The following is a 12,600-nucleotide window of genomic DNA, read 5'->3' as shown; positions in this document are numbered from 1 at the left end:
AAAGTTCACTTCCTTACACCATATAAAAAAGAGGAGCAGCTTTTATAAAGCGGACGCCTCCTCCTGTGACTCCGCATAACCGATGATCTGACCGACCTGTAATTCACGGCCTTCAGTCAGGTTATCCGAAGGGGTAAACATATCTTTCTCGAATACTAAAATAACGGTCGATCCAAATGAAAAATAGCCCAGCTCTTCTCCCGTCTCAAGCCGGTTTCCGGTGTTTGTCTGAACGATCGAGTTAATATTCATCGCACCTACCGGAATCATGAGCATCTGCTGATCAGCACGGGTCAGCTCGTACACATAACGGTAATTTTTTGAGAGCACATCTTTCCCGTACTTTAACCCCATCGTATTAACGGGATAGGAGCGTTTCCCCAGCTCGGCCAGCTTTTGATACGTGCAGCTGACGGGAGAATGGAAGCGGTGGTAATGTCTCGGGCTCAGGTAAAGCACGGCAAAACACCCGCCGTTATACTTGTGATCGGCGCTTTTAAACCCCGTCAGTTCAGCGAACGAATAATCCTTCCCTTTTACCATGAAAGTTTGATTGGGATTAATCATGCCCACCGTCTGAACGACGCCGTCCACCGGGCTGACGATGGCGTTCTTCTCTTTTGCCACGGGGCGGAGATTCAAATTAATATCACGAATGAAAAATGACGCCAGTGAATCAAAGTCAGAAGCCGTGCGTTCCGTTTCATTCCAGTTAATGCGATAGTGTTTGGAAAACAGCGGAATCATCGGCTTGCTCAGTTTCGATTCACAGAAGTTTTTAATGAGATAAGACGTCAATCGATTATTAGTCAGTTCAATCAATGAACGGTAAAGAACTTTAGCGGCAGTATTAAACATTGATTACTCCTATGAATTTTCCTATAGTAATAAAAATAAAACACCATAAAAACGCTCCGATGGCGGCGAAGCATAAGTAGGTTTTGAATTCCATTCTGCCGATTCCGGAAAAGTAGCAGGTCACGTGTCTGATGCCGGGGATGAAATAACCTAAAATAATGGTGTACGGCCCGTACTTCTTCATCCACCTGTCTACTTTCTCCATCCTCTTTTCCTTCAGGCCGACCCATTTCCCGAACTTATTAATAAACGGCCGGCCGGCTTTTCTGCCGATGAAGTAGCTGATAATCATCCCAAGGAGCGCTCCGATAAAGCTGATCAGAATGGAGAGCCCGTAATTCAGCACGTTTAAATGAGCGAAGTAGCCCACAAGCGTCATCATGACTTCATCCGGAATAGGCAATCCGATAATACCGAGTGTCAGCATAAGAAAAATCGCGATATATCCGTAATCGGATATTAATTGCTGAACTAATTCCATCTTCTGCTCTCCAGGTTTTCAGGCGCCTGTTTTTTAAAGTGCGGAAATTTAATATTGCTGACCATTAAATAACCGAGCGCGATCGTTCCCGCCCCCAGAAGAAAAGCGTTATTGATAAAGCTCAAAATGACAAGACACATACCCGCAAACGGAATCGGCATCCCGATAAACGTCGGCAGCTTGCTTTGTTCAATATTAAATCTGGAAAGACGGATCATCCCGCAGATGCTGTAGGAAAGCGCGATTAAAATTCCGATGAACGGAAGCGTATATAGTGAAACACTGTAAGCGAGCATGGACGGCGCTACGCCGAACGTCACGAGATCAGCAAAAGAGTCAAGCTCTCTTCCCATCTCCGATACCGCGTTCAGCTTACGGGCGGCCAAACCGTCAAAGAAATCAAGAAACATCCCGGTGAAAATAAAGATCACCGCAGAGTGTATATTATGATACAAAAGGGAATGAATCGATAAGAGCCCGCAAATGAAATTTCCAATTGTAATCATACTAGGTATATAATTCACAGTTTACACAAACCTCCAATTAAAACCATATCAAATCGGACTGCGTATGCATAAAGAATACATTTTAAGGAAACATAAAATGAAATTCTTTCGATGCTATCATTCAAATTCTTTTATTATACAGCATTTGGTGTTATTTGAACAATCTAATCTGGTGATTTTTGTTTTTTCGCCGTTCATATTAAGGTAAGCAATCATGGTTTCCTCTATTCCGGATTACCCTGCTTAAATATTCCATGCTGCGATCCGGATTGTCCGTTCTTGATGAATGAAAAGCCGTATGATGTATTGTTATTTCCTTCTCCGTCAAATGAGAACATTACATATAACGATTGCGGACATAAAAAGTTTCAAGAATTAAAAAACCAGCACAAAACGGCCTCATACATTATCTCACAACCCCGTTTTCCAGTATATAGTCTGTCCAAACAAAAAAGGCGCCTTACCATTACGGTAAAACGCCTTTTAAGATCATTTTATGTAATTGATAAATGACTGAGTGCTTCGGCCGCTCTTTCTCTGGCCTCTTCAACGGTCTCGGCTGCAGAAAGCGCAACCGCCATACGGCGTCCGACTTTCGTGACGGGTTTACCGAATACGCGGACCTGAGTGCTTTTTACCGCCAAAGCTTTCTCCAAACCTTCAACCGCATAATCAGCAAGCTCTTTTGGCGCCTTCAGCGGACGGCTTGCCCCCGGCGACAGCTGAGTGATTTCCGGAATCGGGAATCCCAATATCGCGCGGACATGCAGCGCAAACTCTGACAAATTTTGCGTCACAAGCGTAACGAGCCCCGTATCATGCGGACGGGGAGACACCTCGCTGAAATATACTTTATCTTCAGTAAGGAAAAGCTCCACCCCGAACAAACCGTATCCGCCGAGCTCATCCGTTATGCTTTTCGCAATGTGTTTCGCCTCTTCAATCTGCTGTTCCGTCATATGATGAGGCTGCCATGATTCAATATAGTCACCGTCTTTTTGTTCATGTCCGATCGGCGCGCAAAAGGACGTACCGTTCGCCGCGCGCACTGTCAAAAGAGTGATTTCTGACTCAAATGGAATGAATTCCTCAACGATGACCCGGCCGTTTTTCACCCGGCCGCCTTCCATTGCCATGTCCCAGCAGCTTTTCAGCCCGGAAGCCGAGCGGCACACGCTTTGCCCTTTTCCGGAAGAGCTCATCAGCGGCTTTACCACGCACGGAAAGCCGATTGTTTCCGCCGCTTCTTTAAATTCTTCATATGTATTCGCGAATTCATAGCCGGCAGTCGGAAGATGAAGCGTCTCTGCCGCAAGCCGTCTGATGCCTTCACGGTCCATCGTCAGCTTTGCCGCACGCGCATTCGGAATGACGTGAAACCCTTCTTCCTCAAGCTTCAGCAGCTCATCCGTCGCAATGGCTTCCACTTCCGGCACGATCAAGTCCGGTTTTTCTTTCTCAATGACTTCTCTGACCTGCGCTTTATCAAGCATATCAATCACATAGCTTTTGTGCGCGGCCTGCATGGCGGGAGCATGCTCATAGCTGTCAACGGCTATAGTGACAACCCCGAGCCGCTGCGCTTCAATGACGACTTCTTTCCCCAGCTCGCCTGATCCTAATAACAACATCTTCTTCGCCTGATACATGTCCTTTGGCCCCTCCCTTTCTATACCCCACTCATTATAACGGAAATATTCAAAAAATAAAGACAAGACAGATTACAAGCTCTATCCTGTCTTTTGTGCTGATTCGAGCGATTCAATCGCCGCTGACACGTCCTTCTCGCAATATTGCCCCATTAAGCATAGCGATTCTTCCGCCCGGCAGGCGTGAGAAGCGATGCGGCGCTTTGCTTCCTCATGGTTGTCAAGAATGCCGAGATCACAGAGACTGACGGGGAAACCGAGCCGGCGGTAAAACGGAAGCAGCTCTTCAATCTCATGTCTCCGATTCTCAAGCGCGAGCTGCACCAATATGCCGTAAGCAACCTTCTGGCCGTGCAGCACCTGATGTGTCTCCTGAAGAAAACTGAGGCCGTTGTGGACCGCATGCGCCCCTGCCATCCTGCACAAACGGCCGCCATACCCGCCGACCGTTCCCGCAAGCATAATGATCGTTTCCGCCGTATGGATGAACGGCACGGACAGCTCGCCTTTCTCCATGCTTACGACGGCGGCTTCACTGTAACGCAATAACAGATGACGGATATATTCCGCCTGTCTCAGCCCCGCCTGCGCCATCAGCGGCGGCGCCTCCTCCGTATTTCTGATGACCGCCTCGGCCTCATACCATTTCGCCAGCGTATCACCGATCCCGCTTTTCATATATTCAATGGGAGAGGAAAGCAAAAACAGCGGATCAACAAGCGTCAAATAGCTTGAACGCTTGTGATAATCAACTCTGATAAAATTGCCGCTCTCATCATATATGACACTCAACGGCGTACTTGCCGCACACGTCCCCGCAATGGAAGGAACCATCACAGCCTCAATATCAAGCCGGTCTGCCGCCGCTTTTGCCAAATCCAAAATCGTGCCGCCTCCGATACCGATGATCACATCCGCGTCTTCCGCCTGCTCACAGACCTTACGCACCGCCTCAGGTGAACAGTATCCTTTGTGCTGAATCACATCCCAGGAAGAACCGCCGCCGTAATCGGAGAACGCCTGATAAGATTTGATTCCGGTCACAATAACGGGTTTTCTGAATGTCTCCAGCAGCCCCGGAAGTTCTTTTGCGATTCCTTCCTTGCATATGTACTGATTCGGGCCGCTTCGCACGATATCTTCAGGCTTCATTCGAATCTCTCCTTTGGCTGGAATTTATATATATTTTCTCACTTGTCAGAAAATACATCAACCGGAGGTGCGTCAGCGCTTCGCTTCTTCCGCCTCCAAAAACAGCTCATCAAGCCGCTCCAAAGCCTCTGCCTTTTCAAAACTGCTGAACCACAGATCATCATAAGAATCAAGGATGCGGTAATGGTGGGAAATCAAATGCTGCTGCAAGCGGAACTCGCCTTTTTTCTCGATGGCTTTCCACCACACCTTGCCGCCCATCGTCTTCCCCTTCGGCCTGTCAATTGTGCGGTGAGCAACCGTTTCAATGACCTCCAGCGGATCATCTCCTAATACGGATTGCAGTGTTTCACTTGATCTGAAAAGCGCGCAAACCGCCACAACGTGCGGCCATTCCGCAAGCGCCCGCCCTTTCTCAATCTGCACCAGCGACTTTTTAGAAAGGCCGATCACATCCGCCATTTTCTCCTGTGTGTAGCCTCTCTCCGACCGGATTTTCTTCAGCTGGACTGAGACAAGCTCAGTCATATAATCTTGATCCATCTCAACCTCCATTTTTATCAATATAGCCATTTTACACCGCGGCACGCCTTTTTTATATCAGAACATTTTCAAACAAATCAAAAGGACCCGGGATCGGCTTTTCATTGAAGCGATGTACCTTTCCGCATAATCCAGAATGATGCGGTGAATACAAACGTACGCCCGAAGAGACAGGTGCGGGCTCCCTGGCGGTTGAGCTCCGGAAAAAATAAAAAGCTGCCGCAGCTGCGGCAGCTAAAACATTATAAGCTGAAAATCAAAATTATGAAGCGAATACAATCCAACTCGCACTATAATTGACACGTTTTTTCGAACCTTGATTGACCATTTTAAATCTGTATGAATCTCCTTTTTTTAACAAAGGTGTTTCAAAATAAGTCGTTCCATTTTTCTTTGCATTGGCGGTTTTGATTGTTTTCCAGGCACCTTTGCCGTTGACTTGCTTTTGGACGTATATTTTATACGTGCCCTTCCCTTTACTGTTGGATTTAAAAGTCACGGCTCTCAAGCTGTACTTTTTTGTCGTCTTAGTGAATTTAGGGTGATAGGTATTGATCACATAGTTAGTGAAATACCCGCTTTTATAAGTATGAAGCCAATCTTTAGCCTCTGCTTTTTGCGGAGAAGAAAAACCCATAAAACCAATTCCGCTGATTAAAAGAGTAAAAATAATGATGAGCGACTTAAAAATCTTTTTGCTTTTCATCGAGAAAACCCTTCCTTCCTGTAACTATTTACCCTATTTATGTTAATGACAATATAGCTAATCATAAATCCGTCCAACTAACCATTTTGACTGCAGGAAGAGATGAAAACAGCCCTGAAAATGACTATATGACTACTACTTATGATTCTTGTTATTTTTGATTAAGTGATAAAGTTACTTTAAAGCGCTATCCATTTTGCTGTTTTTGTATCAATTGTCATAGAGAGATCTTTTCCTATCAATGCCTCTCTATCGGCGTTTGTGCTGTGATTGTATGATGGGGCTGTCCCTGTTTGGACAAACTCATAAACCCATGACAAACTGTCATACGTTTGCCACCTATGAATGAACGCACACTACACGTAATGGAGGGATTGCAATGGACGAAATGGTCCTGGAAACACAACAATGGCTGAATGAGACGTACAAAGGCAGACACGGGTACAACAAGGTGCCAGAAAACGGAAAAACAGGCTGGGATACCATTTACGGTCTGACACGGGCGCTTCAAATTGAGCTCGGTATTTCAGAACCCGCCGATAACTTCGGACCGACGACACAAAGATTGTTTAAACCGCTGAAAAAGCAGGCTCCCGATTCTAAGCCGACAAACATGAATTACATTCTGCAGGGGGCGCTGTGGTGTAAAGGGTTTAACCCGGGCGGATTTTCTGGCGTTTTCTATGAAAATACCGAAAGCGCTGTAAAAGAGTTTCAAAAAGCGGCCGGACTTACTAAGCAAGACGGCATCGTCACGGCACTCATTATGAAGGCTTTGCTGGATATGAGCGCTTTTCGGTTAGTAGCGGGAGGCGACAAAAGAATCCGCCAAATCCAGCAGAACCTGAACCGGGATTACAATGACTACATCGGCTTGATGCCTTGTGACGGCTTATATGCCCGCGATACAAACAAGGCTCTCATCTATGCTCTGCAAAAAGAAGAAGGCATGAGCACAAGCGTCGCCAATGGATTTTTCGGGAACGGAACGACCAGCTTATGTCCTACCTTGACTCCCGGCGATTCACGGACAGGCTTTGTTTTGATTGTTCAATACGCGCTTTACTGTAATGGGAAATCATTTGACCCCGGTGAATTCGACGGAAAATACGGCGTCGGAGTTGTATCGGCAGTGAAAGCTTTCCAAGAATTTATGTGCCTGCCGCAGACAGGTTATGCGGACATGCCGACGATTAAAGCTTTATTATCAAGCTCAGGCGACACAACGCGGGCTGCTTCAGCTTGTGACACCGCTGCCATTTTGACGGCAGATACGGCTAAAACTTTGCGTGAGAATGGCTATAAAATCGTGGGAAGATATTTGACCGGGAATGTGCGGACGAGCAGCGGACTGACATCGAAAGCGTTAACGTCAAAAGAACTTTCCGCGATTTTCAATGCCGGCTTAAGTGTGTTTCCGATTTATCAGGACGGCGGCTATGAATCTTCTTATTTTGTAAAAGACCAAGGAACGAGAGATGCGTACAGCGCTGCATCAGCCGCCCGAAGATTAGGTTTTCCGTCAGGAACGACCATTTACTTTGCCGTCGATTTCGATGCGTATGATTATGAAGTTACGGATAAAATCATCCCTTACTTCCAAGAAATCAAGTCAGCTTTTATGAAAATGCAGGCGTTCTCAACTGCGCCGAAATATGAAATCGGGGTATACGGGCCGAGAAACATTTGTATCCGGACGTCAGAAGCAGGTCTGACCAAATATAGCTTTACGGCTAACATGTCGACCGGATTCAGCGGCAACCTCGGATACCCGATGCCGAAAAACTGGGCTTTTGATCAATTTTATGAAGGAACGATCGGAAGCGGAGCGGGAAAAGTCGCCATTGACAAAGACGGATACTCCGGAAAAGACTCGGGTGCAAGCAGCGTCCATCCGCCTTCTGATCCTGTGTATGATGCAAGAATGCGTACACTGACGGACATTTTAACAACCATTCCTGCTTTAGAAAATATATCGAATCTTGCGAATGCCATGTTTGAATTCGACAAGACAGAAACCATTTATACATCACCTGAAATGGATATTCTTTTATCCACTTCACTTTTGGCAACAGTGCCAAGCGAAGGTTCTCCTAACACAGTTACCATTACAAACGGCAAACCGGGAGCTTATATTACCGGTCTGATGGGAGATTCACAAGTCTCTTTTACAGCATCACAAATTGATTCCTATCAAAACCTGCTTAACAGTCTGAGCTTGTCAGTCCGCAACGGTTATTTAGAAGTGTATGTCAATCCGTCTGCGGGATCGCTGAATATTCAATTTAAAATTTATACACCTGATATTCCGGTCGGTGACAGTGCTACAACTGGACTAACAACTACCATTACATTTAAAATAAAACAAAAGAGCTTCAGGCTGCCGGATTCCGAAGAGGTGTACTCTCCGGATTGGGATTCTGTCGTGAATACCATGGCTATTGCAGGCGCAGGAATTATTGTTATTGTAGGGATCGGTGCTTTAGTCGTTTTAGCACCTGAATTAGGAGGAGCTGCAGCCTTGTTCAGCACAGTTTTATCACTATTTCTATAATTGAACAGGCAGCTCCTTGCTCCAGGAATGCTCAATGAGTATTCTTGGAGTTATTTTTAAAGGAGGATTCGCATGAAGATTGATATGGAGACATACAGGGAAACCGTTCAAAAAATAGAAAATGATTTGATTCCGCGAAGTCAAAATGACAAAGAACTGCTTACATATTTGATGAAACAAGATTCGCTCACACTGAATCAAATGAAAATGTGTTTCACTGAACCGCCCCTCACATTCCGACATACTGTCAAAATCGTATGTACAGTCACTTTCATCACATTATATATCTTTTTTTTCAGCACTCATTTTAATGAATTGATTGAAATGGTTCTGCAAATGGTTTTTGGCCTGGCCGGCCTTGTTTGGATTTTTGCTGTATTTCCGTTTTCAAGGAAAATCCAAGTGTCTGACCGTTTCAGACAAAAATCTGAAAACACCCGTATCACCGGAATGATAGACTTTGTCCTCGAACAACGATACAAAGACATGATCAGTTAAAAACCCCTCTGCTTAAGGGGTTTTTTTTATGATGCAATCCCTTCACCCCCCTTATCAAAAAAGGCTCTTCCCCTTTGGAAATAACCGGAACACCCAATTTCGTTTTCAATATAATGAGGTAGTGGATCTGCAAAGAAAGAAGGGCGACATGATGGGTATCATTAATGGCAAAATGTTCATTGACCGATTAAATCAGCTTGGAAATGAGATTTGGCTTGATGGTGAAAAGATCGAGGGACAGATTTCTGAACATCCCGCATTTAAGGGCCTTCTGGAAACGAAGCGCTCTCTTTATGATTTGCAAACGAAACCGGATATGAAAGATCAAATGACTTACAGTCTTCCCGGTAAAAAAGAACGGGCCGGGCTTTCATACCTGCAGCCGAAAACGAAAGAAGACGTAAAAAGAAGAAGAAACATGTTCGAACATTGGGCCAGACACACGCACGGAATGATGGGACGAAGCCCGGATTATATGAATACCGTGCTGATGAGCTTCGCCTCCTCTGCCGCGCTTTTGAAAGACCGCGATCATTGTTTTCCGGAACATGTTCAAGCGCTGTACGAACGCGCTGCCGCACAGGATCTTTCTTTTACGCACACGTTTATCACCCCTCAGGTGAATCGTTCACAAATGGGCGTAAACGTATCGCCGACACCTGTCTCGGCAAAAGTCGTCGATAAAAATGAAAAAGGCCTCATCATACACGGCGCGCGGATTTTAGCCACACAAGGCGGCCTGACGGATGAAGTGCTCGTGGTTTCTCTGCCTAAGATGTATTTTGAATCGGATGAAGCGTTCGCTTTTTCAATCCCTTCCAATACAAAGGGAGTAAAATTCATCTGCAGGGAATCTTTCGTACTCGGAAAATCATCGTTTGATTATCCGCTCAGCTCAAGATATGAAGAAATGGATTCTATCGTTGTATTTGATCACGTTTTGGTCCCTTGGGAACGCGTATTTTTTTACAATAATTACGAGGCGGCTTTTGATTTTAATATGAAAAGCTCTTTTAACGCCTTCGCATTTCATCAAGTTATCACGAGACAAATTGTAAAGACGGAGTTTCTCCTTGGCCTCGCCCAAACGCTTGTCGATGCGATAGATGTAGGCGAATATCAGCATATTCAGGCTAAGATGGCTGAAATCATCACCGGTCTGGAAACGATGAAAGCCCTTTTGGAAAAGTCGGAGAATGATGCGGAAACAGACGAATGGGGTTATATGCGTCCGAGTGTCACTCCGCTTCGTGTGGTCAGCGCGATTTTCCCTGACATCTACCCGCGCTTCACGGAAATCATCCAGCTGATCGGGGCAAGCGGAATGGTGACTTTGCCGACTGAAAAAGCGTTCCGTTCCGACATCAGAGGAGACCTTGACCAATATTTGCAGGCGGCCGAATTGAACGCTGAAGACCGGGTAAAAGTGTTCCGCCTCGCATGGGATTTGACCATGAGCCCCTTTGGAACAAGGCAGACACAATATGAGCGGTACTTCTTCGGTGACCCCGTCCGCTTAGCCAGCCATCTGTACAGAAGCTATCCGAAAGAAGAACAGACCGCGGTCATCAAGGAATTCCTGCACATGCATAAATAAAACAAAGCAGAGATGTGTTCTCTGCTTTTGATAGCTGGATCGGCTGCCGCCGATCCTATTTTTTATTTTGGCTGATCACCACCATCGTAATATGCGATAACGCGAAAGAGACGAGCGTGTACACGACGGCCCACCCGATAAACGAGAAATTCAATATGGTAAAGGTGCATATAAGGCAAACGGCCAAAGCGGCAGCCGGCATAATGAACGCGTTTTTAAACAGGTACGTTCCGGCGACTGACAGGATGATGATACAAAGCGGCAGAACACCGAACGCAAAATCCAATTCATCAATCAACAGATGCACTCCCTTCGCTTTTCTTAGTTCGGCCTAACACATCTTATGCCTGAGTACAAAATCGAGTACCTCAAATCTTTCGCGCTCCGGCTGATATTCCCTCCGGTTATTTATTCAAAAAAATGAAAACTTTCCTTAAAGCGTTTACATTCACGTCAGACTGTGATAATTTAAGAAAGCGCTATCATATACAAGTTAATGATTTTTGGATGGAGATGAGGAGAACCAGGAAACCGCGCCCTTTCATAAGGGTGATTTCTGGTTCTTTTTGTCATTTTCAAGGAAAGGAGTCATACATACATCATGATAGACGTTCAGCAAAGGGGAGGATATGATGTTTCAATTGTTCAAGCCGGCTCCGCATATTGAGAGATTGGATGATTCAAAGACGGATGCGGCCTATAAACGGCTCAGGCTGCAGGTATTTTTGGGGATTTTCATCGGGTATGCCGGGTATTATTTACTTCGCAAAAACTTTGCCTTCGCTATTCCTTATTTTCAGGAACAAGGGTTTTCAAAAGGGGAACTTGGCTTGGTGCTTGCGGCCGTATCAATCGCTTACGGCTTCAGCAAATTTATTATGGGGATGGTGTCTGACCGCTGCAACCCGAGGTATTTCCTTGCGACAGGTCTGTTTTTGTCAGGTGTCGTCAACATTTTATTTGTTTCCATGCCATGGGTCACGTCAAGCGTGACGATTATGTTCATTTTTATGTTTATTAACGGATGGTTTCAAGGGATGGGCTGGCCGCCTTGCGGACGGACGATGGCTCATTGGTTTTCCATCAGTGAACGCGGAACGAAAATGTCGATATGGAATGTCGCCCATAACATAGGCGGAGGTATTCTCGCCCCGCTCGTGACTCTCGGCATCGCCATGTTTGTTACTTGGAAAAGCGTATTTTTCTTTCCGGCGATTATCGCCATCGTCATTTCATTTGTGATTGTTCTTCTCGTTCGGGACACGCCGCAATCCTGCGGGCTTCCGCCGATTGAAGAATACCGGAATGACTATCCGAAACATGCGTTCAAAGACCAGGAAAAAGAGATGACGACCAAAGAAATTCTTTTTAAATACGTGCTGAATAATAAATTTCTGTGGTATATCGCATTTGCCAATGTCTTTGTTTATTTCGTGCGGTACGGTGTCGTTGACTGGGCGCCGACCTATTTGACGGAAGCGAAAGGGTTCTCTCCTGAAGACTCTAGATGGTCTTATTTCCTTTATGAATATGCGGGAATTCCGGGAACGATTTTGTGCGGCTGGATCAGCGACCGATTTTTCAAAAGCCGCCGCGCACCGGCCGGCGTGCTGTTCATGGCCGGCGTATTTATCGCTGTATTGGTCTACTGGCTTAACCCTGCCGGTCATCCGCTCATCGATAATATCGCGCTGATCAGCATCGGATTCTTAATCTATGGGCCTGTCATGCTGATCGGACTTCAGGCCATTGACCTTGCGCCTAAAAAAGCGGCGGGAACGGCAGCCGGCTTAACCGGGTTCTTCGGCTACATCGGAGGCTCTGCTTTCGCCAACGCCATTATGGGTTATGTCGTAGACCGGTTTGACTGGAACGGCGGCTTTATCATGCTTATCTCCTCATGTGTGCTGTCCATCGTCTTCTTGGCTATGACGTGGAATACAGGCAAGCGGGCGGAGCATGTGTAAGAAAACAACATAAAAGATTAATATTTTTGCAGTACAGCATTTACAACGATTTTCTACACTAGAGACAGATATTGATTTTTAAGGGGGAA

The 12,600-nt window shown here is 45.8% G+C and carries 12 protein-coding genes; 4 read left to right on the top strand and 8 right to left on the bottom strand.

The features are described 5' to 3' along the window. Positions 1-42: 42 nt before the first annotated feature. The 7 genes from ACWJJS_RS15665 to ACWJJS_RS15635 form a co-directional block, all read right to left on the bottom strand. Complete coding sequence (locus tag ACWJJS_RS15665) at positions 43-858, bottom strand: phosphatidylserine decarboxylase (protein WP_015239079.1); 816 nt, start codon at positions 856-858, stop codon at positions 43-45. Beyond that, positions 851-1,339, bottom strand: coding sequence for a DedA family protein (locus tag ACWJJS_RS15660; RefSeq protein WP_003156711.1), 489 nt, complete (start codon positions 1,337-1,339; stop codon positions 851-853). Before ACWJJS_RS15660 ends, ACWJJS_RS15665 begins: the two co-directional genes overlap by 8 nt. Next, positions 1,330-1,863, bottom strand: coding sequence for a CDP-diacylglycerol--serine O-phosphatidyltransferase (gene pssA / locus ACWJJS_RS15655; RefSeq protein ID WP_003156712.1), 534 nt, complete (start codon positions 1,861-1,863; stop codon positions 1,330-1,332). Before pssA ends, ACWJJS_RS15660 begins: the two co-directional genes overlap by 10 nt. A gap of 476 nt (positions 1,864-2,339) precedes the next feature. Continuing rightward, positions 2,340-3,494, bottom strand: a complete 1,155-nt coding sequence (purT, locus tag ACWJJS_RS15650) for a phosphoribosylglycinamide formyltransferase 2 (RefSeq protein WP_017419324.1) — start codon at positions 3,492-3,494, stop codon at positions 2,340-2,342. An 81-nt stretch (positions 3,495-3,575) separates the two neighbouring features. Beyond that, the gene (locus ACWJJS_RS15645) at positions 3,576-4,646 is read right to left on the bottom strand and encodes an iron-containing alcohol dehydrogenase family protein (protein WP_094247279.1); all 1,071 of its coding nucleotides are present in this window, start codon (positions 4,644-4,646) and stop codon (positions 3,576-3,578) included. Between the two features lie 72 nt (positions 4,647-4,718). Beyond that, positions 4,719-5,189, bottom strand: coding sequence for a helix-turn-helix transcriptional regulator (locus ACWJJS_RS15640; protein ID WP_003156718.1), 471 nt, complete (start codon positions 5,187-5,189; stop codon positions 4,719-4,721). Positions 5,190-5,451: 262 nt separating this feature from the next. Continuing rightward, the gene (locus ACWJJS_RS15635) at positions 5,452-5,895 is read right to left on the bottom strand and encodes a hypothetical protein (protein ID WP_014304257.1); all 444 of its coding nucleotides are present in this window, start codon (positions 5,893-5,895) and stop codon (positions 5,452-5,454) included. 379 nt (positions 5,896-6,274) lie between these two features. Here ACWJJS_RS15635 and ACWJJS_RS15630 point away from each other — a divergent pair, with 379 nt between their 5' ends. The 3 genes from ACWJJS_RS15630 (at position 6,275) to hpaB (ending at position 10,544) form a co-directional block, all read left to right on the top strand. After that, entirely contained in the window at positions 6,275-8,449 is a 2,175-nt protein-coding gene (locus tag ACWJJS_RS15630) for a glycoside hydrolase domain-containing protein (RefSeq protein ID WP_077721738.1), read from the top strand. Positions 8,450-8,521: 72 nt separating this feature from the next. Next, positions 8,522-8,947 carry a hypothetical protein gene (locus ACWJJS_RS15625; RefSeq protein WP_156735985.1) on the top strand — a complete coding sequence of 142 codons (426 nt, stop codon included), beginning with the start codon at positions 8,522-8,524 and terminating at the stop codon, positions 8,945-8,947. A 151-nt stretch (positions 8,948-9,098) separates the two neighbouring features. Then, entirely contained in the window at positions 9,099-10,544 is a 1,446-nt protein-coding gene (hpaB, locus tag ACWJJS_RS15620; RefSeq protein ID WP_454023693.1) for a 4-hydroxyphenylacetate 3-monooxygenase, oxygenase component, read from the top strand. Positions 10,545-10,599: 55 nt separating this feature from the next. On the opposite strand, the gene ACWJJS_RS15615 is transcribed toward hpaB, so the two are convergent. After that, the gene (locus ACWJJS_RS15615; protein ID WP_003156724.1) at positions 10,600-10,842 is read right to left on the bottom strand and encodes a DUF2651 family protein; all 243 of its coding nucleotides are present in this window, start codon (positions 10,840-10,842) and stop codon (positions 10,600-10,602) included. 334 nt (positions 10,843-11,176) lie between these two features. Between ACWJJS_RS15615 and glpT the strand changes: the two genes are divergently transcribed. After that, positions 11,177-12,511 (top strand): glycerol-3-phosphate transporter, encoded by a 1,335-nt coding sequence (gene glpT, locus ACWJJS_RS15610; protein ID WP_003156725.1) that lies wholly within the window; start codon positions 11,177-11,179, stop codon positions 12,509-12,511. Positions 12,512-12,600: the final 89 nt, after the last annotated feature.

It is taken from the genome of Bacillus sp. JK106 (genome assembly GCF_053663355.1).
This window is presented reverse-complemented; position numbering and strand designations above follow the sequence as displayed.